The sequence below is a fragment of the Streptomyces sp. NPDC055140 genome (genome assembly GCF_053607285.1).
In genome coordinates, this window is sequence record NZ_JBSGTG010000030.1 from 21,557 (window position 1) to 43,427 (window position 21,871).

At 68.8% G+C, this 21,871-nt stretch carries 16 protein-coding genes and 6 pseudogenes; 8 read left to right on the forward strand and 14 right to left on the reverse strand.

Translation table 11 applies throughout. From position 1 onward, the window contains the following. Positions 1-746: 746 nt before the first annotated feature. Both ACWFR4_RS38435 and ACWFR4_RS38440 read right to left on the reverse strand, forming a co-directional pair. Positions 747-1,394, reverse strand: coding sequence for an HAD family hydrolase (locus ACWFR4_RS38435; RefSeq protein ID WP_453656383.1), 648 nt, complete (start codon positions 1,392-1,394; stop codon positions 747-749). A 977-nt stretch (positions 1,395-2,371) separates the two neighbouring features. Beyond that, on the reverse strand, positions 2,372-4,132 hold the full coding sequence (locus ACWFR4_RS38440; protein WP_453656384.1) for an APC family permease: 1,761 nt from the start codon (positions 4,130-4,132) through the stop codon (positions 2,372-2,374). A 447-nt stretch (positions 4,133-4,579) separates the two neighbouring features. Here ACWFR4_RS38440 and ACWFR4_RS38445 point away from each other — a divergent pair. After that, a pseudogene (locus ACWFR4_RS38445) lies at positions 4,580-4,999 on the forward strand (FUSC family protein); the annotation flags it as partial. Positions 5,000-5,190: 191 nt separating this feature from the next. Here the strand turns inward: ACWFR4_RS38445 and ACWFR4_RS38450 are convergent. Further along, complete coding sequence (locus ACWFR4_RS38450; RefSeq protein ID WP_159032399.1) at positions 5,191-5,364, reverse strand: hypothetical protein; 174 nt, start codon at positions 5,362-5,364, stop codon at positions 5,191-5,193. A 388-nt stretch (positions 5,365-5,752) separates the two neighbouring features. Then, a complete protein-coding gene (locus ACWFR4_RS38455) occupies positions 5,753-6,394 on the reverse strand; it encodes a type III effector protein (protein ID WP_453465473.1) in 642 nt (213 codons plus the stop codon). A gap of 126 nt (positions 6,395-6,520) precedes the next feature. On the opposite strand from ACWFR4_RS38455, the gene ACWFR4_RS38460 reads away from it, so the two are divergent. From ACWFR4_RS38460 to ACWFR4_RS38470, 3 genes and pseudogenes are all read left to right on the forward strand, one after another. Further along, positions 6,521-6,955 (forward strand): Hsp20/alpha crystallin family protein, encoded by a 435-nt coding sequence (locus ACWFR4_RS38460; RefSeq protein WP_382628028.1) that lies wholly within the window; start codon positions 6,521-6,523, stop codon positions 6,953-6,955. 113 nt (positions 6,956-7,068) lie between these two features. After that, a complete protein-coding gene (locus ACWFR4_RS38465) occupies positions 7,069-7,458 on the forward strand; it encodes a DUF2267 domain-containing protein (protein ID WP_383005084.1) in 390 nt (129 codons plus the stop codon). Between the two features lie 160 nt (positions 7,459-7,618). After that, positions 7,619-7,766: pseudogene (locus ACWFR4_RS38470) on the forward strand (DUF2267 domain-containing protein); the annotation flags it as partial. A gap of 175 nt (positions 7,767-7,941) precedes the next feature. On the opposite strand, the pseudogene ACWFR4_RS38475 reads toward ACWFR4_RS38470, so the two are convergent. Beyond that, a pseudogene (locus ACWFR4_RS38475) lies at positions 7,942-8,463 on the reverse strand (transposase); the annotation flags it as partial. A gap of 89 nt (positions 8,464-8,552) precedes the next feature. Here ACWFR4_RS38475 and ACWFR4_RS38480 point away from each other — a divergent pair. After that, positions 8,553-10,151, forward strand: a complete 1,599-nt coding sequence (locus tag ACWFR4_RS38480; protein WP_453656385.1) for an ISL3 family transposase — start codon at positions 8,553-8,555, stop codon at positions 10,149-10,151. Between the two features lie 44 nt (positions 10,152-10,195). Here the strand turns inward: ACWFR4_RS38480 and ACWFR4_RS38485 are convergent. Next, positions 10,196-10,920 (reverse strand): annotated as a pseudogene (locus ACWFR4_RS38485) (IS110 family transposase); the annotation flags it as partial. A 652-nt stretch (positions 10,921-11,572) separates the two neighbouring features. On the opposite strand from ACWFR4_RS38485, the pseudogene ACWFR4_RS38490 reads away from it, so the two are divergent. Next, positions 11,573-11,683 (forward strand): annotated as a pseudogene (locus ACWFR4_RS38490) (IS110 family transposase); the annotation flags it as partial. A 306-nt stretch (positions 11,684-11,989) separates the two neighbouring features. Here ACWFR4_RS38490 and ACWFR4_RS38495 read toward each other — a convergent pair. The 6 genes from ACWFR4_RS38495 to ACWFR4_RS38520 all read right to left on the reverse strand — a co-directional run bounded on the left by ACWFR4_RS38495 (position 11,990) and on the right by ACWFR4_RS38520 (position 16,417). Beyond that, positions 11,990-12,424 (reverse strand): TIGR03668 family PPOX class F420-dependent oxidoreductase, encoded by a 435-nt coding sequence (locus ACWFR4_RS38495; protein ID WP_453656386.1) that lies wholly within the window; start codon positions 12,422-12,424, stop codon positions 11,990-11,992. A 33-nt stretch (positions 12,425-12,457) separates the two neighbouring features. After that, positions 12,458-13,285, reverse strand: coding sequence for an LLM class F420-dependent oxidoreductase (locus ACWFR4_RS38500; protein ID WP_326715573.1), 828 nt, complete (start codon positions 13,283-13,285; stop codon positions 12,458-12,460). 340 nt (positions 13,286-13,625) lie between these two features. Further along, positions 13,626-13,799, reverse strand: a complete 174-nt coding sequence (locus tag ACWFR4_RS38505; protein ID WP_382608031.1) for a hypothetical protein — start codon at positions 13,797-13,799, stop codon at positions 13,626-13,628. A gap of 63 nt (positions 13,800-13,862) precedes the next feature. Next, positions 13,863-14,669: a hypothetical protein gene (locus tag ACWFR4_RS38510; protein WP_453465468.1), complete on the reverse strand. Its 807-nt coding sequence runs from the start codon at positions 14,667-14,669 to the stop codon at positions 13,863-13,865. A gap of 293 nt (positions 14,670-14,962) precedes the next feature. Next, a complete protein-coding gene (locus ACWFR4_RS38515) occupies positions 14,963-16,093 on the reverse strand; it encodes a hypothetical protein (RefSeq protein ID WP_453656387.1) in 1,131 nt (376 codons plus the stop codon). A gap of 117 nt (positions 16,094-16,210) precedes the next feature. Further along, positions 16,211-16,417, reverse strand: a complete 207-nt coding sequence (locus tag ACWFR4_RS38520) for a hypothetical protein (protein WP_453656388.1) — start codon at positions 16,415-16,417, stop codon at positions 16,211-16,213. 246 nt (positions 16,418-16,663) lie between these two features. Between ACWFR4_RS38520 and ACWFR4_RS38525 the strand changes: the two are divergent. After that, positions 16,664-17,432: pseudogene (locus tag ACWFR4_RS38525) on the forward strand (transposase family protein). A 171-nt stretch (positions 17,433-17,603) separates the two neighbouring features. Then, entirely contained in the window at positions 17,604-20,072 is a 2,469-nt protein-coding gene (gene uvrA, locus ACWFR4_RS38530) for an excinuclease ABC subunit UvrA (protein WP_453656389.1), read from the forward strand. 119 nt (positions 20,073-20,191) lie between these two features. On the opposite strand, the gene ACWFR4_RS38535 is transcribed toward uvrA, so the two are convergent. Continuing rightward, positions 20,192-20,335, reverse strand: coding sequence for a hypothetical protein (locus ACWFR4_RS38535; protein WP_383685038.1), 144 nt, complete (start codon positions 20,333-20,335; stop codon positions 20,192-20,194). A 270-nt stretch (positions 20,336-20,605) separates the two neighbouring features. Beyond that, positions 20,606-21,793: an MFS transporter gene (locus tag ACWFR4_RS38540; RefSeq protein WP_453656390.1), complete on the reverse strand. Its 1,188-nt coding sequence runs from the start codon at positions 21,791-21,793 to the stop codon at positions 20,606-20,608. Between the last annotated feature and the right edge of the window lie 78 nt (positions 21,794-21,871).

Consider the following 21,871-nt stretch of genomic DNA (forward strand, 5'->3'; position numbering starts at 1 on the left):
GCCAAGGCCCGCCCCGCAGACACCGGGAACCTGGCTTTCCCGCGTTGGCTTTGTTCACTAGAACCAGAACCGACAGCGCCTGGACACGACATTGGCAGCACCCGAAGCACTGCAGAAATCGAATAGTTCATGACTGCGGGCAGCGCGGGAGTCAGGCAACTCGCTGCGCCGTGGTACGTGCGCCTTCGATTCCCGGCGGACCTTTACAGCTGCGGCGCTCAACGTCGGGTAGCGCGGGGACGGTACGGACCACTGAGGTGAGCAGTGGTCAGGTAGGTGAGACAGAGCAGCACGAGTGACCATCCAGCCGCGCCGTGCGATCGACGCTGACTGCGGTGACCTGCTCGGACGCAATTATCGGCACACACAAGGCCATCGCAGACCGGGGCGGTCTTTCTGGGGTCTTCGCTTCGAGCCCGAAGGGCAGGCCGCGGCGCCGTGTTGTTGGGTGCCTACGGTGTGCTGGGCCCAGTCGGCGCTGGAGTCGACCGACGCGAGCTGAACGGCTGAGCCTTGACGGAGACGACAGCGCTGCACCTGCGGGTGCGGCGCCTTCTCCGTGTCCGCACCCCCTGTGCCGCTGCCGGTCGGGCACCGGTGGGACGTGCCAAGGTCGCCCCTGGCCGGCGACGCCACTCGGGACCCGAACGGCTGCCGTCCGTCATCTACTGGGTGTGCATGCTGATGGGCCTCGGTTTTCTGATCACCGCGGCCGGAGTGATCCGTTCCGCCACGGCTCAGCGCCGTCAGGTGGCGGCGCCGTCGCCCCCGTCCACCCCTTCCGCCACATAGCGCTCCAGCCAGGACGGAAACTCCGTCAGATCCGCGAGCACCACCTCGGCACCGTCGTTGCGCAGCTCCGTGGCATCGCACGGGCCGGTGGCGACCGCGACGGACAGCGCACCCGCGGTGTGCGCCCCGACGACGTCACCGATGTGGTCGCCGACGTAGACCTGCGCATGGTGCTTGCGCAGCGCCTCGGCCTTGCCCTCCGCCCACAGGGAGCCGAAGAGGGCGTCCACGTCGAGGCCGAGATGTTCCAGGTGCAACTTGGCGTTGGGCTCGTACTTCGCCGTCACCACGATCGCCCGGCCGCCCGCCGCGTGAATCGCGTCGATGGCCTCCCGGGCGCCGGGCAGGGCGGGCGTCGTCGCGACCGCGTACTGCGGATACAACTCGCGGAAGAGAGCGGCGGTCTCCGCCACCCGCTCTTCGGGGAACCAGTGGCGGATCTCCTGCTCCAGCGGGGGCCCCAGCCGGCTCGCCGCAAGGTCGGCGTCGATGAAGGTGCCGGTCCTGGCCGACAGCTCCTGATAGACGGCCTTGATGCCCGGGCGCGAGTCGATCAGCGTCATGTCGAGGTCGAAGCCGACCGTCAGAGAGTGTGCAGCCATGCCTGCCATTGTGCCTGCGGCGGCATCCCCGGTCAGGGAGGCACGACCCCGGCCCCCTCAGCGGGGCACTCGCCGCATGCGCCACACCAGGAACAACGCCGAGGCGACCGCGGTGACCCGCACGATTCCGGGCAGTCCGTCGGCCATCTCCTGCCCAGCCGTTCCTGGGCGATGGACTCGCCCCACCAGTCGAACCGGCCCCATAGCCACACCACCAGCCCGCCGACGACGATCCCCGGCACCCCGAGCGCCGCGAACTTGGCCTCGGCTCAGCCGCCGCGATACGTAGGCGCCCGCGTTGCGGCCTCCGTGTTGGAAACGGTGACCGTGAGCACGCCGTCGGACACCGGTGAGGTCATCACCCGTCACCTCCGTCATCTCGTGTCCTCGGGGGCCTTCCGGGTCCTTCGCCGTGGCCGGCGGACGGCCCGCAGGACTGTTGAGGTCATCGGGCAGGGTCTTCGCGCGCGACTCGTCGTGCCGGGTCGGGCCGTGCTCTGCGAGGGCTCGGGAGACCTGCTCGATCTCGTGGTTGAGGGACCGCTCGGCCATGGCCGAGGCCCCGGCTCGCTGCGCCTTCCGAACCGGCCATGCCCGGTGAGTAGGCAAACTGCCCGTTCCCGGACGGTACTCGCGTACCCGGTGCGCTCGCGTTCCCGGCGGTGGCCGTGCGGTCGGCGATCCGCCGCTCCCGCTCGCGGGCCGCCTGCCGGACGCCCTCGGGGCGGGCGCGTTCGCGGATGGCGTCCGAAGAGGGCTCGCTGCGCCAGTCCGCCTCGGCCTCCCCGGAGGTGAGCGGTCTGGCGATGTTCTCCCGGACTGCTGCTCGGCCCGGACACCGAAGAACACCTCGGCCAGCCCGCCGAGTGCCATGGCCTCCGATGATGGTGTGCCACTGGGGGCGCCGTCACGTGAGTGCCGGGGTTACAGGTCCAACTGGAGTTTGAGCAGGCATACGACTACGTCGGTGCGGGAACTCAGCAGGCCGGCCATGAGAATGCCTCGTTGGTTCTGGAGAATCCGGTAGCGGGCGTGCAGGGGTTCCACCTGGGGAATGAGTACGGCGACCTGCCTGCCGTTGCGGGTGACCTGCTCGACGTAGCCGATGACTGGATGCACCAGGGAGTGCTGAGGGCTGTCGATGATGTCGAGCCGTGGGCCGGGGTCCCATCGCGCCAGTCGGCGCGCATGGCGTCTGCTTTCGTCCGGTCGTCGAAGACGGCGACCACGACGACCTCATCGCCCAGTGAGGACGCGGCGTTGAGGGCGGCGGCGGCGACCCTGTCGACCCTGCCCAGGGGGACGATGACCAGACTGTGGCTTCGTGCGGGGCGTGGCGGAGTGCCGTCCCAACTGAGTTGGTCGCGAACGCGCGTGTAATAGCGCTCGATCCGGGAGAACAGCAGCATCAGCAGCGGCACGATGAGGACGACGATCCAGGCACCGGCCAGGAACTTGGTGGCGAGCAGGACGATTCCGGCGGCGGCGGTCAGCACAGCCCCGACGCCGTTGATCAACGCCCGGGGCAACCAGCCGTCGGGGCGTTGCATGCTCCAGTGCCGGACGAGGCCGATCTGGCTGATGGTGAAGCCGACGAAGACGCCGATGGCAAAGAGCGGGATCAGGCGCTGGGTGTCGGCGCTGACGACGACCAGCATGACGCCGGCCAGCACCGCCAGGGCCACGACGCCCCAGCGGTGGACGGGCCGCTCCGAGCGGAGGGCGAACAGGTGAGGGAGACGGTCGTCCTTGGCGAGGACGCTCATCAGGACCGGAAGGCCGCCGAAGCTGGTGTTCGCGGCGATGCCCAGTACGAGAGCGACGATGAGGCTGATGGCGTAGTAGGCCCAGCCGGTCCCGAAGGCGCCGGCGGTCAGCTGGGCCAGCAGCGTCACACCGCCGCGTGGCACCACGTGATGGCGGCGGATCAGCAACGACAGCCCGATGAGCATGGCGCCCAGCAGCAACCCCAGCATCAGCTCGGTGTGTTGCGCCCGCTTGACGCGTGGTTGGCGGAACATCGGAACGGCGTTGGCGATGGCCTCCACCCCGGTCAGCGCCGAGCATCCGGCGGAGAATGCCTTGAGCACCAGGAGCACGCCCAGCGCCTCGACGGCGGGGAAGGACTGGGACGTTCCGACCGTGGCTGCGGGATGGGCCCGAAACAGCCCCACGACGATGACACCGATCACGCTGACGATGAACAGCACTGTGGGCAGCATCAGCACCCGCGCGCTGTCCGCGATGCCGCGCAGATTGACGACGGTGAGGACGAACAGCGCGATCAGGCATACGGCCAGAAGGTGATCGGAAAGGACGGGAAACGCCGATGCGAGGCTCGCGGCGCCGGCGGCGAGACTGACGGCGACGGTGAGGACGTAGTCGATGATGAGGCTGGCAGCGGCCATCAGACTGACCGGTCTGCCCAAATCCTTCTTCGCCACCGCGTAGGCTCCACCGCCGTCCGGGTGTACGGCGATCACCTGGCGGTAGGAGACGACCAGGACGGCCAGCAACCCGGCGATGACCAGGGTGATCGGCAGCATCGCCGTGAGCGCGCCCGAACCGGCGGCCACCAGCACGACGACGATGGCCTCCGGGCCGTACGCGACCGAGCTGAGGGCGTCCAGTGATAGGGCGGCCAGCCCCTGGATCACGGTCAGGTAGGACTTTCCGCCCTCGCCGTGACGCTGTGGGACCTTGGGGTGAGGTTTCTTGGGCGCAAGCCCGAGCGTCACGTGAAACTCACTCGTTCATTTGGCGGGTGCACCCACCCATGCCGGGCCGTGGCACAACGACAATGCGCATGATGTCTCCATTTCGGTGAGAGGTATCCGCCTGATCCAGCTTCGGAGAGTCTCCGGGGACCTGCACGCCCACCGCGCTGGACGGGTGCGACGTGGAGGACGACCAGGCACAGGTTCTGGACCTGGCGGACATCCTGGGCACGTTGCTGCGGCAACGGCCCTCGCCCTACACCGGCGCCTACTTCCTGCTACGTATCGACGACCCGGCGGACGACCGCCGCATGTTGCGGCGCCTGGCACCCCAGGTGGCCACAGCGGCCAACGGGTGGGCCCCCGGAGCGGCCTGGCCGAACGTGGCCCTGAGCTATTCCGGGCTGCGTGCCCTGGGCGTTCGCGAGTCATCAGGAGAGCTTTCCGGCGGAGTTCCGCGAAGGGACGGCGCTCAAGGGGTTCGGCCGGGCGGCAATGCTCATGGAGAGCGACGTCCTGCGGGCTGACAGTCGTTTCGTCCCCGAGGCGGAGCGGTTCGCCGAGGCCCTGGAGGCGGACACCGCGCAGGCGGCAGTCGATGTGCGTGAGCACAGGAATCCGGACTGGGGGCGCGTGGAGGAGGCGCTCCACGTGTGGGAGGGCGCTGCCGACGGGGACCGGAGTCCGGTGGTGCGGCGTGGGGCGGAACTGCAGAAGCGGGCCTTGGAAGACCTCGCGACGGCGGTGAGCCGCACACCCCTGGAACGGGACGTCGGCTCTGCTCGCGAGGAGCAGCGGGTGCGGGCAACACGACTGAGATGGGGCGCGTTTCGGGTTCACCGCAGCGGACAACACTGGCTGATTTACCCGGATTCCGCCCGTTTATGACGGCCGTCTTTTTCGCTTCAACCAAGGACGTCGGCAGACGTGCGAGCGACCTGCTTGCGGAATTCAGCGACATCAGTTACCTCGACTATGTCTGCCCGGAATGCCGGCTACCGCGGCTGTCGCAGGAATCCAGGAGCCCGCCGTTGCGCCTTGGTTCGGTGCAACGGCGGGCTACGTCGGCGGGGGTGGTACTACAGCTCCCGCTCGATCTGGTGCTCGCTGACCTTGTCTTCGCGCAGGGTCGCCTCGTTCTGGACGGCGTAGCGCGTCTGCGCCCCGCTGCCCTCGGCGCTGCGGATCTCGCCCCGCTGAAGCTCGTCCTGCTGGTCCCGGTACTCCACTTGCTGTCCCTTGCGGTAGGGCATGGGGATCTCCAAATCTCGTGTGGGTCGACGAGGGCTGGCCCCGCGCGTTCGGCAGCAGGCGCCCCGCCCTCTTGGCGCCCGCGACTACCGCCAGGCGCACTGACAGCCCACCCCCAACTCCGTCCTACGGCAATTACTACGGGCCGAATGGATGATCCTTCGCCCGCCCCCGCGTCAACGTCCCCCGCAACGGACGGTGCTACGAGCCCACCACTCTCAAGGCTTGACCTTCGGCCGGACAGCCCGGTTGTTCCGTGCTCTCCGAAGAAGGCGGAGCGGCAGGACAGCCGAGGCAGTGCGCTGGGACAGCCCGCTTGCCAACGGTCCGGAGCGCGAGGTGACTTCCCCGGCGCTGTGGGGATCAGTGTGCCGTCTGGGGGCGTGGGGTTCAGCCGTGATCGTTGCCGGCCTGGCGGGGTCGGTCATCGTTGCGGTTGATGGCGTCGATGCGGGCCGCGAGGTCAGGGTGGTTGGCTTTGAGGTGGGTGTGGGTGTCGGCAAGTGGGGCGATGAGGTTGGCGGCGTCGTTGTCGGCGAGGGCTTCGGTGAGGCGGGCCAGGGGGGCGTGGGCCTGGGCGGGGAGGTCGGTGAGGGCAGTGATCTGGCCGGCGAGCTGTCGCAGGTCGGCGGCATTGGTCCGGGCCCAAGCGGTGATCGTGCGGTCGGCGGCGCGGCGGCTGCGGGTGGCTTGTACGCGTTGTTCCCTTGTGATGCCGGGGGCGCCGGGGCGTACGCGCAGGTAGCGCCGCTCCGCGGCCTGGCGGCTGGCCACGCCCAGGGGGTGTGCGAGGTCGGCCCAGCTGGATCCTGCTGCCCGGGCTGCCTCGATCAACCCGGGCTCCCATCCCGCGAGCTGGTCGCGCAGTTCACGCAGGAGGAGGAGCGCGGCCAGGGCCTGGTCCGCACTGGCTTGCCCGTCCTGCGGGTGTTTGCCGGCCTGGGCGGCGCGGACGGCTTCGTCGATCGCGCTCAGCGCTTCCGCGGCGGCGGGGAACGAGGTGGGGGCACGGCGCTTGGGAGAAGCGGTCATGGAGATCCTCTCAGACGCGTCACCCCTTGGACGACGTTTCATTTGTCATCGGTTGGATGACATGTTACAACGGTGTCAGGTGAAGCGCATTGGCAGTTTCTGCCAGACCTGTGGAGGTGTTTCGTGATGTTGATGCGCACTGACCCGTTCCGCGAACTCGACCGGCTCGCCCAGCAGCTGACGGGGGTGACCGGCACCTGGTCCAGGCCCTCGGCGATGCCGATGGACGCCTACCGCGAAGGCGAGGACTACGTGATCGCCCTCGACCTGCCCGGTGTCGCCAAGGACGCGATCGACATCGACGTCGAACGGAACATGCTCACCGTCAGGGCCGAGCGCCGCCCGGCCGCGAAGGTGGACGACGTGCAGATGGAGCTCTCCGAGCGGCCCCTGGGCGTCTTCTCCCGCCAGCTGGTGCTGGCGGACACCCTGGACACCGAGCGAATCACCGCCGACTACGAAGCAGGGGTGCTGACGCTGCGCATCCCGATCGCTGAGCGCGCCAAGCCTCGCAAGATCGCAATCGGCGGGGAGTCCGACCACAAGCAGATCAGCGGCTGAGGAGCCAACTCCCGACCGCACCTACGGCGGAGGACGGGCATCGACCTCCCCTTCCGGCCCCGTCCTCCGCACTCCGTCCTTCGCGCAACGATGCAGAAGGAGCAGTGGTGGCCATGCGATGGGAAGCATTCCTCGGCCACGTGCAGGAACGCGGCAAGTACGCCACACCCCAGGAAGCCGAACGCTCCGCACGCACCGTTCTGGCCCTGCTGGGCGCACATCTGGTGGGGGTGGTCCGGGCGGAGCTGGCCGCCAGGCTCCCGGAGACCTTCGCCGTGATTCTTCTCAACCCGCTGCAGGCCACCGAGCCGCTGTCGACCGAGCGGTTCGTGCGAGCGACCGCGGCGTGGATCGAGGGAGCCACGGAGCAGACCGCGGCCTGGGACGTCAGTGCCGTGCTGAGCGTGACCGCCGACGCCGCCGGCGAGGACCTTACCCACCGCATCCTGCTCCAACTGCCCCCGGGCTACGACCTCCTCTTCGGCCATCCCGAGCACACCTAAGCCCGTGAGCGTGCGCCGCTCACGCAAATCAGCTGGGCGGGCCGGCCAACGTTGGCCCACCCTGCCGGCGAAATCGCCCTTGAATGAGAAAGGCAACCGCCCTCCGATGCTTCCGCTGCGTGAATCGGCCGCTGCCCGGCCCGGCGTGACGTTTCAGCAGATGGTGGAAGAGAATCCGCTACGAAGGCGCGTATCCCACCGGGGAGCGGGCCGAAGACGTCACGCGCACCGTGCTGGCGGACCTGGGCCGCCGGCTCATCGGCGACGAACGCGTCGACATCGTCGCCTGCCTCCCCGTAGAGGCCGCTGTGAGGATGTTGGGGTGCCGCCTTGGGCGGTGGTCTGGCCCGCGATACGACTGGCCCTGATGTCTTGCGTTTGATCTGCCGACTGCTGCCTGAGGCGGTGCGTGCTGTCACCGAAACGGTGGGCGTGTCCCGATAGACATCTCGGGATCCGAAGAAGTCAAGTAGCAGCTGCCAATCATGAGTGCGAGGGCGGAGCGAAGGCACGTTCCTCGTCGAAGAGGACTCGCTTCTGGAGACAGTGGAACAGCTGCCCGAGCAGGCGGTTGAACAGGTGCCGTTGAGCTTGCGCGTGCCAGTCGCCGATATCCCGCCGGTGGCGGTAGTGGGACTGCGCGCCGGGTGATGAGCGCAGGGAGGAGAAGGCCCAGAGGTAGCCGGCTTGGTGGAGGCGATTGCTCTTGACCATGCGGCGTCCGACATAGTGCTTCTTGCCGGAGGCGCGGGTGATCGGCGCGGATCCGGCGTATGCCTTCAGTCCGCGGGCGTCGGAGAAGCGCTTGCGGTCGTCGCCGGTCTCGGCGAGAACTCGTGCCGCGAGTTGGACGCCGACGTCCGGGAAACTCAGGAGCATCTCGGCATCGGGGTGCTCGCGGAAGCTGGCGTCAACTGCTTCGGCGAGGTCTTCACTGGGCTGGCAGGCTGCTTCGAACTGCTTCAGCAGAGCGAGAAGTTGCTTGCCGAAGGCGTTCTTGATGGCGATTCTTGAAAACGGTTCTGACCGCAGTTCCGTGAATGCCCAGGTCAGGGGCGGCATGCCGGAACGTTTCTGCGGGGGACATCCTGCGCATGGGGGTCGAATCGTTCGCTGATGTGCTGTTCTTCGGTATCAATGCGCGGTTGACGCGCGTCACCGAGGCCGTCGAGGGCTTGGTCGTAGAAGCGGTCGCGTGCGGGCCGCCACCACGGTGTCCAGGGTGCCGCTCGCAGGCGTCGAGGGTGCACTCGTCGTACGAGCGTGGCCTGGCCGGGCTGCCGGTGAACGGGCGGGGCCTGACCGTACGGTTACGGGTCCGGCGGTTCTTCTGCGATCGCGGTCGGTGTCCGAGGCGGACGTTCGTCGAGCAGGTCGCCCAGCTCAGCGAGCGGTACCGGCGTTCCAGTCTCGGGCTCAAGCAGTGGCAGCACGCGGTCGCGGTCGAGCTGGGTGGTCGTCCTGGTCAACGGCTGTGCCGGCGGCTGCGGTTGAAGGTGGGCCGGACCCGGTTGCTGAGCTTGCTTACGGAGCCGGCCGTCCCCGAACGGGCGCCGCGTGTGCTCGGTGTCGACGACTTCGCCTTCCGTAAGGGAAAGCGGTACGGCACGCTGCTGGTCGACGTCGAATCCGGCCGCGTTGTCGACGTCTTGCCCGACCGCGAGTCCGATACCTTCGCCGCCTGGCTCACCGAGCATCCTGGCGCCGAGATCATTTGCCGGGACCGCGCCACCTCTTACAGCAAGGCGATCAAGGAGGCCGCACCGGACGTCCTGGAGGTCGCCGACCGGTGGCACCTGCTGCAGAATCTCGGTGCGGCCGTGGAGAAGACCTGCCATCAACACCGCTCCTGCCTGCGGAAACATGCGGAGGGGGAGACGGAGGTGCCGGTGACAGCGACCGTCACGATCACCGAGTTGCCGCCCGCCGACCTGCCCCGCACCCAGATCATCGAGCGCACCCGGCAGCGTCACGCCGACGTCCACCGACTGGTGAATGCAGGCTGGACCATCAGCGCCATCGCCCGTCGCCTCCACCTGGACCGGAAAACTGTGCGCCGCTTCCGCGACACCGACCTCGACATCCTCCTGGCCTCTGCCCGCGATCGTCGACCCACCGGCGTCCTCGCCCCGTTCAAGGCATACGCCACCGCGCGCTTCACCGACACCGGCGGCAGCGTCACCGCACCTCAGGTTCTCGCTGAGATCCGCGCACAGGGCTACCGCGGCAGCGTCCAGGCCATCCGCAAGCACTTCGCCGCCCTCCGTGACGGCACCGCCGAACCTGTCCGCGCCGACATCCCCAGCCCTCGGCGAATCACCTCGTGGATCATGTGCCGCCGGGAAGACCTCCGCCCGAAGCACGAGGAACGACTCCTCCAGGTCCGGCTCGCCTGCCCGGACATCACCCGGGCCTGTGACCTGGCCCGTGTCTTCCACGACCTCGTCACCCATCGACGCGGGCACCTGTTGATGGACTGGATCCGCCAGGCCGAACAAGACGCCCCCGCACCAGTCCGCGGCTTCGCCGGTTTCCTCCGCCAAGACCTCGACGCCGTCACCTGCGGGCTCACCCTGGAGTGGAGCTCCGGCGTCGTCGAGGGCAACGTGAACAGGGTGAAAACAATCAAGAGGAGCATGTACAACCGAGCGTCCTTCCGGCTCCTCCGGATCCGCATCCTCACCCGACCATGAGCTTCACGGAACTGCGGTCAGAACCAGATTCAAGGAGCGTCATCATTCTCGACAGCCGCGAGCTGGTGGGCGTACTCGGCCCGCAGGACGCTGCGTAGGCGGTCAGCCTCCTCGTCAATGCTACGGACACGACCGGCGCGCTTGAGTGCGGAGCGCAGCTGACTCGGCGACAGTCGTGAGCCTTCTGTAGGCGTCGGCGCTTTGGCAAGGATGATGCGGGCTTCCTCGCGGGCCAGTCCGCCTTGTTTGGCCAGGAAGACATCGAGGGCATCGGGGTAGTACTCGCGCAGCAGGGAGCGGATCTGGTTGCCGATCTGCTGGCGGTTCCAGACGGCGTCCTGCTGAGCCCGAGCCAGTACCGCGATGGCCTGGGCCTGGTCGGAGTCCGCTGGCAGCGGCCGGTGAACGGCCATGTCGGTTCGGAGGATGTTGGCCAGCACGAGGGCGTCGCCCGGGTCTGACTTCTTGGGAGACACGCCGTGCCGGTCGCGGTAGCGGGAGGCGGCAAGTGGGTTGATCGCGAAGACCTTGCGGCGGCCGGTCCGCAAGACTGCGACGAGCAGGCCGCGGCTGGTCTCGATGGCACCGGGATCGGCGACTCAGGGCTGTCACCGTGCTCGGCCAGGAGCTCCAGCAGTATCCGGTAGCCGGCAGCGTCATCGGTGATCCGCCGTTTGGCCAGCAGTTCGTCGGACTCGTCGACCAGCGCGATGTCGTGATGCCTCTCTGCCCAGTCGATCCCGCAGAACACGGTCACACGTTCTCCCATCGTCGAGCGTTTATCCAGGTCACGAGCTCATGCGGGTCACGCGGCGTCCTAATCCCAGGACTCGGTCGGTCCGCCACCTCGGTAGCCGTTCGCGACACCAGCGCACCCAGGGGCCTCTGTCTGCGCCAGAGCTCGTGGCTCGCGGAGGTGGACAGGAGGTCGCCCTGCGGCGGGCTCGCGCCACGACGACAACGAACGACATACGACGGTGGGTTTCACGGGACTTGGAGACGCCTGGCCGCGCCGCTCTCTCGTGAGGCCTCTCGCAGGCCGGGGAGATTCCGAGGCATCTGCCCGGCGCCCGCATGCCCCGTGGAACCCACCACCGTGACGGCGCCGCTCTATCGGGAGGCCTCGAGGGCCCGGGGCCTTACAGACGTCCGTCACCAGAGACAGCCCAGTTGCCCAACTGCGGCTTCCGGAACCACCTTCACTACGGATTCGAGGCCTTCGCGACAGACACCTTCACAGTCCTGACCGCCACACCGTTCCGGCGTCGGCCATTGGTGTTCCCGAGACGATCAGGAGACAGGCGACCATGCCCATCAAGACTCAGCGGAGGCATCCACGTCACGACACAACTGATCAGCACGAACAGGTCCTGTACAAAGATGTCCCGTGGCGGCAGTCATCACCAGCACCGGTCACGCGAAGCTTCTCCGCGACCCGGGAGGGCTATCGCCAACTGCTGTCCTGGGCACGTGCCTTCGGGCAGTTACGGCAGGCCGGAGTGAAGTGCACCGGCTCCTACGGAGCCGCCCTTACATTTAGTGGGCCTGGACCCGGGCGCAGACGGCGTCCGTCACGCCCAGGTCGAGACAGGCCGGGTCGCCCGGGAGGGTCTGCGCGATCTGCAGGAGTTCTTGCGGGGGTGACCCGCAGTCGGGCCTGGCTGAGCTGCGGCGTTCGCCGCGCGCCGGGGGAGACGAGCGGTGTCGGGACGGCGGGCGGATGGACACCCAGCTCCTCCGGGGCAACGGCGGTGTCGGGTAGCCGAATAACGGCGACGACGAGCCGTGATGGTGCCGGTACTGGTGATGCCGGGGGCGGCGTGTCTCCTGCCTTACGGTCACTCCCCCGACGCGGCACGCCAGCCGTGCCACCGGCGGACGGCGATCACGAGCGCCGGACCGGTCGGCGGTCGCTGCCGGTACGGCGCGTACTTCTCCCGCAACAGGGCGACGGCCGCTGGGTACTCGCCCTGGGTGCCGGGCGGCAGCACGCGGGCGTCACCGTCCGCGCGGACCCACCACAGCCGCTCCCAGTCCTCGTCGTACGCGTCGGCGAGCAGGCAGACAGCCGGGTGGGCCGCGATGTTGTCCAACCGTTTCAGCTGCTGCGACCTCTTCGGCTTCCAGTCGACGGCGGTGACGATCTCCTCGCCGTGGGCCGCGAAGACGACCGGCACCAGATGCGGGCGCAGGCCCGCGTCCACCGTCGCCAGGCGCGCCACCCGCGCGGTCATGAACCGGCGGCGCGCCTCGTCCCGGGCCATGTCCGGCACGGTCAGCTCCTATTCAGCGGCAGCCGCGAGCTGTCACCGGTGGCCGGACGTGGCCTCGGCCAGTTCGTCCAGGGTGCGCAGTGTCTCGTTCTCCGGCAGGGTCGGCAGATACAGCAGGACGCGTTCGACGCCGAGTTCGGCGTAGGTGTCGAGCGCCTTCCGGTCGTGCCGGCCCGCGTACACCACGACGGACGGGCGGTCACCGGCCGTCCGCCGCATACGCGCGATGCGTTCACCCAGCTTCTCGAGCGGCAGAGCGCTCGGCATCCACGCCGCACCGTACGCGGCGACGCGTTCGAAAGCGCGCTCGCTGTCGCCCCCGACCCAGATGGGGGGATGGGGCTTCTGGACCGGCTTGGGCCAGGCGTAGACGGGATCGAAGTCGACGAAGTCGCCATGGAACTCGGCCTCCTCCTTGGTCCACAGCTCGATCATCGCGCGGATGCGTTCGTCCATGAGCCGCCCGCGGACGGCCGGATCCGTCCCGTGGTTGCGCATCTCCTCGCGGTTCCAGCCCGCGCCGACCCCGAACACGGCCCGGCCGCCGGAGATCAGATCGAGGGAGGCGACCTCCTTCGCGGTGTGGATCGGATCGCGCTGGATCACCAGAGCGATGCCGGTGCCCAGGAGCAGGTCACGGGTCACCGAGGCGGCCGCGGCGAGCGCCACGAACGGGTCGAGCGTCCGGTAGTAGATCCGCGGCAGCTCACCGCCCCCCGGGTACGGGGACTCCCGCTTGACCGGAATATGCGAGTGCTCGGCCAGCAGCAGGGAGTCGAACCCACGCTCCTCCAGGGCGGGTCCCAACGCCTTGGGGCCAATGCCCTCATCGGTGACAAATGTCGATACTCCGAACTTCATCCGCGACCACCTCGTCTCGTCGGCACACCTGCTGTCAGTGTGACGCGGTCGGTCGCTCCTCGTCGGGCAGGACCTCCCGCGGCGTGGCGTCCGGACCCTATGCCCACTGTCACTGCCCGACCCACGCGTCCGCCGGCCGCTGCAGGGCCACCTCGCGCAGCGCCGCAGTGGTGAGGCGAGAACGCCGGCGATCGCACGCGGGTCGTCACGGAGCTCGTAGACGATGTCGAGCATCCGCGCCCGGCCATCGCGACCGTGTGGCACCTGCCCCAGCACCAGCTGGATGGTGGCCCGGGCACGGCCGGTGGCGGCCACCTGGTCCTCTACGTTGCGCAGTTCCTCATCGAGCCGGCCTCCGAACAGGCTGCGCTGCCCCTCGGCCGTCATCAGGACAGGCGTCCGCGTCCTCGGGGACCAGCCGGTCGATGTCCGGGACCCCGTACCCGTTGCGCAGGTGCTCCGGGCAGTCGTCGTACACGATGGCGGCCAGGAGGAACTGCGCGGCGTGGAGCATGCGGAAAGGGGGGAACTGTGCGGTGGCGTTCCTCCAAGGCCGGGTAGTTAGCGAACTTGCAGGTCATGCAAGGGATCCGTCACTGTGTGATGCCGAGTAGCGGCCGGTGCGGACCCTCTTGATCATTCCTCTCTCGGTCCAGCGGGCGAGTTGTCGATAGGTGGCGACGAGGGTGACGTCGCCGAGGAGCTCGGCGATCTCCCTTGAGCGCCACTGCCGTTCGGGTTCTGCCTGCAGGATGGCCAGGACGCGTGCCATACGGCTGCCAGCTTTGCCGTTTCCGGCCTTCTCCCGGACGGTCGTAGCAGGCAGTGCGGGCGCCGGTGACGGGGGCGACAGGAGAGTGATCGCCATCGATGTCACCATCTTGCTGCGGTCAGGACGGCCGTCCAACTTCCCTTCCGCGTAACGCGAGATGGGAGACTTCACCTTGCGGGCGCTGACACGGGATCGCCGCGCGGGCAACAGGGCCGACAGGACCCGGCGACCGATCTCCCCGATACCCTGCTCGAGGACTCCTTCCGCGCATACCAGCAGGTCTCGGGCGGTTTGGAAGGCGACGGTGAAGCCGCAGCGGTCTGGATCGGTGCCCGGCCTGGATTCCGCCGCCTCGACCATCGCCCGGCGCAGGAGCTGGTAGAGGGTGAGCAGGGACCACATCTCCTGCTCGACACCGACCGGGTCGCATGAACGCAGCACACGTCCGTGCAGGATGGTGTGACGCAAGGCGTAGTAGGCACTCTCGTGCTCCCAACGTTCGTGGTAGAGGCGCACGAGACGGTCGGCCGGGTAACGGCGCGCGTCCAGGAGTGTGGTGGCCAGGCGGTAGGAGTCCTCGAAGGTGCTCCCGTCGGCGCAGGTGATGCTCACTCGGGCTTCGATGATGCGGTCCGGGACGCCGCCGATGGCCGAGAGGTAGGAGGAGTCCTCGAGCCGCTGACGACCGGTGGGCGGCGGCGATGGCGAATACGGCCCAGGACCCGTGCGCCGGTGGCGTGCACGGCGGTGAGGAAGTCGTTGCCGTCGAAGCCTCGGTCCCACCTGAGGAGTGCAGCTTTCCTGATGACGAACAGGACCCTAGACAAGTCCCATCGTCCCAGGTCAGAGGCACTCCTCGCTTATTTGATCAGCCATCGGACAGCCCACCTCGTGAAAGCGCGAGGCTAGGCTAAATAGTCACCGTGGTCGTCCTGGAGCATGAGGCGACGTTCCTGTTCGCGCTTGGAGTAGGCGGCTGCCCGGATCGCCTCGTCGCTCTCCAAGCCCGATCCCAGTGCGCCGCCCACCGTTGCGACCGAAGCGACGAACCATGACAACGTCCAGTAGCCCGTTGCGTGCAGCGGGGTTCGTGTCATGGAAGCGAACACTTGGTCGTTGAGGATAAACAGCGCCCACACCAAGTTGATGACCATCAAGCCCACGTAGCAGACGAGCACCCCGATACCCACGGTCACGACCGTCGAGGCGTTGTAGAGTCTCGCCCTCTGCCTCGCCTCCAGCGAGCCCTCTGCTGAGCGATGCCATAGCTGCGCGTCTACGATCAGCCAGCCGATCATGACCCCGACGGACCCGATCATGGCGATCACGAGGCGCGGCGCGCTCAGGGCCTCGGCCAGGGTCCAGACAGTGGAGTTCACGGTGGCGACTGCTCCCGTGGCAAGTGCGGCCGCCAGGGCTTTCGACAGACCCGGCACCAACCGCCACGGTCGGTTGGCGCGGACCATACCGACGAGCACCCGCAGGTAACCGCGCGGCCCGCTGACGACGTACCGAAGATCGGCGGTCTCCTCCCCACCGACCGGGACCGGGTGGATGGGCGCGAGTCGACCGGCAAAGGGCCCCAGCAGCGGCTGACTCTGCGGAGGTCCTTCAGCCCCAGTAGCCTTCGGGCCTGCCAAGCCCAGCACGGCTTCTTCCACGGCCCGCCGGGCCCTCGTATACAGCCGAAAGCCCCCCAGAGAGGGAAGAGACAACAGCGCCAAGCCGTGTTCGTGACTCAGATTCACAACGAGCTTGCGCCCGTGCGTGTGCAGCGGAAGGTCGGTGAGGGCCACGACAATGTCCCAATCCTCAGCTCTTCCGCGGTCCATGATCCGGCGCATCAAGGTGGGCAAGTCCTCGGTCCCTGCGGTGAAGGGCTCACTGACCACCTCGACGTCGAACCGTCGCCCCTGGCCCGACTTGTCGGCGAGCCGAGCAGTAAGTGTCTGGGCCATGCGCTGCGCGATCTCCGTCGGCGCATCCGGATCCGCCAGGAGAGCCACGACCGTAACGCCCTGAGACGACACCCGCATGACTGGACCCTTCTCGTCGGCTGCCCCCCCCGACCGCCCGTGCCCACAGGATGCCCCCGAGGTATCGCCGACGCCGCGTGACACGCTGGCCCCTGCCAGCAGGTGCAGGCGGTACGGTCAGATCTCCTCGTCCTCGCCGTGCAGGGCCTGCCCCACCACCGGGCCACGGTTGCGTGCGCCACCGCGAACACCCGCTCCGCGCCACACCGGGCACCGCGACGAGATCGATCGGCAGCAGGCCCGCCTCCTGTTCAACCTCGTCACCGTGATCACCTTGGTCATGGGCATCACTGCCTCTACGCCGCGCTGTTCCTGATCGTCCATGTCACTGCGGCGTTCCTGCTCACACCGCAGTCGTTGAGTCCCCTCGTCCGACACCAGCACGATGCCGAGTGCCTCTCTATGGCCCGCCACCGGCCGGGGCCCTCGAGGCCCGCAGTGCGGACCAGGTTGCCCGTCTTTTCCCGGTTCTCGTGCACGAGGCGGATAGCCATGGCACCCTCACCGGCCGCCGACGCCACCCGTTTGAAAGCGTGTTGCAGAAGGCTTTGGGCCGGGCATTTCCCTTGCATGGGTGCTGTGTTGAGGGCTGATCCGTTGTGGGTGGAGACGTTCACCGGGTTGCGGATGCGGCAGTTCGAAGGCTCCTGAGAGCTGTCCGGGAACGAGGTGGTGATGGGCCGCGGACTGGTCGTCCGTGGTGCCTGCCTTTGGCGGACCGGGTGCTGGTGGTGGCTGTCTATTACCGCACGGACCTCACTATGCGGCAGCTCGCGCCGCTGTTCGGCGTCTCACCGGCGACCGGTGCCGGGTGATTCAGCGACTCGGTCCTGTGCTGGCCATCGAGCCGGTCCGACGCCCGGCCGATGCCACGGACCGGTTGCGGATCGTGGACGGCACGCTGATCCTGGTCCGTGACCGGCAGGTCGGCGCCTCCAGCCGCAACCGACGGTTCTCGGCGAATGTGCAGGAGATCATCGACGCCGCCACGAAACTGGTCATCGCCACAGCTCGTCCCGCGCCCGGCAACCGGGCAGACGCCCGCGTGTGGAGAGAATCCGGCCTGGCCGAACACTGCCAGGACGTGATCGTGCTGGCAGACGGCGCCTACATCAACACCGGGCTCGACGTCCCGCACCGCAATCGCCCAGGACGTCCCCTCCTCGCGGGCGAGGAAGCGGACAACGCCGAGCACCGCAAGGTCCGCGCCCGCGTCGAGCACGCCTTCGCCCGCATGAAGAACTACAAGATCCTCCGCGACTGCCGGCAGCGCGGCGACAGTCTCCACCACGCTGTCCAGGCCATCGCCTGCATGCGCAACCTCGCCCTCACGGCATGACCAGCAAGGCCCCGAACCGCAGCTCAACCTGCCTACCCACACCCTTATGCAACACGCTTTCAGGGGCCGTGTATCGAAAATGGATCCGGGATACTCCGGACGCTCGTGTGAGCGGGGCCCGGTGACGGAGCCTGTCGCGCGGTTCCCGGTGCGATCAGGTAATCAGGAACGGTGAACAAGGACGCGACCGACCGCTTCGTGCATGTCCGGGGCGCCAGTGAGAACAACCTGCGGAACATCGATGTCGACGTTCCGCGGGACGCGATGGTCGCCTTCACCGGCGTCTCCGGTTCGGGCAAGTCCTCGCTCGCGTTCGGCGCGCTCTACGCGGAGGCCCAACGGCGCTACTTCGAGTCCGTAGCACCGTACGCCCGAAGGCTGTTGCAACAGGTCGGCGCACCGCACGTGCAGGAAATCACCGGACTGCCACCCGCCGTGGCCCTGCAGCAGCGACGCGGGTCGCCCAGCTCGCGATCGACGGTCGGCACCATCACCACGCTGTCCAATCTGCTGCGCATGCTGTACTCCCGCGCCGGCACCTATCCGCCCCGGGCCGAGCGGCTGGAAGCCGAGTCGTTCTCACCCAACACCGCGGCCGGCGCCTGCCCGGAGTGCCACGGACTGGGCGTCGTGCACGACGTCGCCGAGGACCTGCTCGTCCCGGACCCTTCGCTGAGCATCCGCGAGGGGGCGATCGCCGCCTGGCCGGGCGCGTGGCAGAGTGCCAACCTGCGCAGTGTCGTGAGCGGCCTGGGGATCGACATCGACCGACCGTGGCGCAGGCTCAGGAAGAAGGACCGGGACTGGCTGCTGTACACGGACGAGCAGCCCTCCGTGTACATCGAGCCGGAGGAGGACCGCGTCGACTACGGCTACCAGGGCAAGTTCTGGAGCGCCCGCAAGCATGTCATGCACGTCCTCGCCGACTCCAAGAGCGAGAAGATGCGCGAACGGGCGCTCCGGTTCGTCAGGAGTGTGCCCTGCCCCGAGTGTCACGGCAGCGGACTGCGGCCCGAGGCGCTCGCCGTGACCTTCGCCGGACGTTCCATCGCCGAGATCAACGCGATGCCGCTCACCGAGGTCGTGGCTCTGCTGCGGCCCGTCGCGGGGCGGTCCGAGGCCGACGCCACCACGTCGACCGCCCGATCCGGGGAGACGACCGAGGTCGCGGTCCGGATCTGCGGCGATCTGGTCGCGCGGGTCGACGTACTGCTCGACCTGGGCCTCGGATATCTCAGCCTCGGGCGCCGCTCGACGACCCTGTCGCCCGGCGAGGCGCAGCGCCTGCGGATCGCCACCCAGCTGCGCTCGGGGCTGTTCGGCGTCGTCTACGTTCTCGACGAACCCTCCGCGGGCCTGCACCCGGCTGACGCGGAACCGCTGATGGACGTGCTGGACCGCCTCAAGGCGGCGGGCAACTCGCTGTTCGTCGTGGAGCACGACATGGATGTCGTACGGCGGGCGGACTGGGTGGTCGACATCGGCCCCGGCGCGGGTGGGGGCGGCGGACGCGTGCTGTACAGCGGCCCGGTCGCCGGTCTTGAGCGGGTCGGGGAGTCGGCCACGAGCCAGTACCTGTTCGGGCGTGCCCAGCCGCTCGATCACCGCCCGCGCGCACCGCACGGCTGGCTGCACCTGAGCGGCGTCTCCCGCCACAATCTGCACGACGTGTCCGTCGACGTACCGCTCTGTGTACTGACGGCGGTGACGGGCGTGTCCGGTTCCGGAAAGTCGACGCTGGTGACGCAGGTGCTCGCCGAGGTCGTCCGCGGCCACCTCGGACTCGTACCCGAGGAGCCCGACGAGGCGCAGCTGGAGGTCGACGTCCAGGACGCGTCGGGGGTCGAGTCGTTCGACCGGCTGGTGCGGGTCGACCAACGGCCCATCGGCCGGACTCCCCGGTCCAACCTGGCCACGTACACGGGGATGTTCGACGCGGTGCGCAAGCTGTATGCGGCGACGGACGAGGCCAGGGCGCGCGGCTACTCGGCAGGGCGGTTCTCCTTCAACGTGCCCGAAGGGCGGTGCGAGACCTGCCAGGGCGAAGGATTCGTCGCGGTGGAACTGCTGTTCCTGCCCGGCACCTACGCGCCGTGCCCGACCTGCCAGGGCGCCCGGTACAACGCCGAAACCCTGGAAGTCACCTACCGCGGCAAGAACATCGCGGAAGTACTGGCGCTGTCCGTCGACGCCGCCGCCGAGTTCCTGTCCGCCGTCCCGGCCGCCTCCCGCAGTCTGGAGACGTTGCGCGAGGTGGGACTGGGGTACCTGCGGCTGGGCCAGCCCGCGACGGAACTCAGCGGTGGTGAGGCGCAACGCATCAAACTGGCCACCGAACTGCAGCGAGCCCGCCGCGGGCACGCGCTCTACCTGCTCGACGAGCCGACGGCGGGACTGCACCCCTCGGACGTCGCGCTGCTGCTGCGACAACTGCACCGGCTCGTCGACGCCGGCAACACGGTCGTCCTCGTCGAGCACGACCTGGACACGATCGCCACCGCCGACTGGGTCATCGACCTCGGGCCGGGCGGCGGCGACGCGGGCGGGCGGGTGGTCGCGGCGGGCCCGCCGGCCAAGGTGGCGAGGGCTCGCCGCAGCGCCACCGCGCCTTATCTCGCAGCCCGGCTAGCGCGCTCCTGACGACGGCGCAAGGGGCAGAGGACTGGTCAGCCGGGTTCGGGGCGCAGGGTCGCGTGCGTCGTCATGCTGCGTTCCAGCTTGTGGCGGATATCGCTCGCGAGGTGTCCCGCCTGGGCCCACTACACGATGCGTTCGGCGATGTGGCGCATCTCGATGTCGGTGTGCTGGGAGATCTCCCGTAGGACGTCCCGGCCGTCCTCCGCGCGCAGGCCGGCCAGCGTGACGACGCTGCCGATCGCCCTGATTGCGGGCCCCGGCCGCATGCTGGTGTGCTCGGCAGACCGTGGAGTCGACGCTCAGGTCCCAACGTGATCGCACCCTTCGCGTCGGCCAGGGACTGGAGCCGGGTGGATCTGGGGCCAGGTGCCGTTCCGCTGCCATCGGCGGAGTGAAGTAGGCCGCCGACGAGGTGCCCGTGGCCCGGGTCCTTTTCCGACGGCCCCTTCCCGAACGGATCCGTGTCACGCGTGCCCGCACCGAGTGCCCAGGTCCGCGCCTCCCAGACAACCGGTGTCGCATGCGCCGCGGGGAGGTCAGGAGGGGCGAGCGGACTGCGCCGAGAGCGCGCCGGGACCGGGTGCGCGGTCGCGCAACGCGACGGCGACCGACACAACGGCGCCGCAGGAGAGGACCGCCGCGAAGCCGATCATCGCGGTCTGCACGGCGAAATGCCGCAGGGCGATGCTGAACAGGACGGAGGGCAGGCCCATGCCCAGGTACGCGACGACGAAGAACACGGCGAGGACCCCCGCGCGTGAGGCGGGCTCGGCTACTGAAACGGCACGTTCGACGCCTCCCTTGAACAGCAGCCCGGAGCCGGCTCCCGACAGGGACACGGCGACCAGGTAGAGGTAGAGCGCCGGGTGGTAGAGGGCGACGGCGCACAGGACCAGGCCGACCGGGAATACCACTGCCCCCACGGTCAGGACCCGGGGCAGTGGGAGGCGGCCGAGCACCAGCTGGGCGGCCGCCGCGGAACCGAACATGAGGAAGGCCGACAAGCCGACCACGAGGTGCGAGTCGGTGTGCAGGGTGCCATGGAGCACGCTCGCCCCGAGGGAGGAGATCAGGCCGAGGATCGCGAAGGCGAAGGCGCCCAGCGCGCCGGCCGCGCCGAACGTCCGCCCGCCGCCGGGGCGCAGGACGAACCTGCTGGGCGGTTCGGCCGCGGGCAGCTCCAGGTCCACGGTCTCCGGGGTGGACAGCACCAGCGCCAGGCACACTGCCATGGCGAGTGTGAAGATCGCCTGGGCGGTGATCAGGGGCGCGGGAAGCCACTCGGCGGCGGCTCCGGCGACCAAGGGCCCTGAGGCCAGGCCGCCGAGGTTGGCGGCGGTGGCCACGATGCCGGGCAGCACCGAACCCTTCCGTTCCGGACGGGCCTCGTGGTGGAGGTCGTGCAGGTACGTCGTCGCGGTCGAGGCCATCAACCCCAGTCCGACACCGTTCAGGATCCTGCCCGCGATCAGCCCCGGCAGGTCCTGCCACGCGATCAGTACGACCGACGCGACGATGCCAACCAGCAGCGCAGGGACGATGACGCGCCGTCGGCCGAGCCGGTCCGACAGGTGTCCCAGTCCGAGGAAGGCGGCCGCTGCGCCCACGACCATCGAGGCGTACGCCACCGTGACCGTGGTCGCGCCGAAGTGGTCCCGGGCCTCGTACAGCGGCCACAGCGGGGTCGGCGCGGTACCGAAGGCCATAAGCACGGTGAAGGCCACCGCCACGAACCAAAAGCCGGTCGTGTGCGAGGCACGACGCCGGGCGGGGGCGCGGGGCGGCAGGTCGGCGGGAGCGGA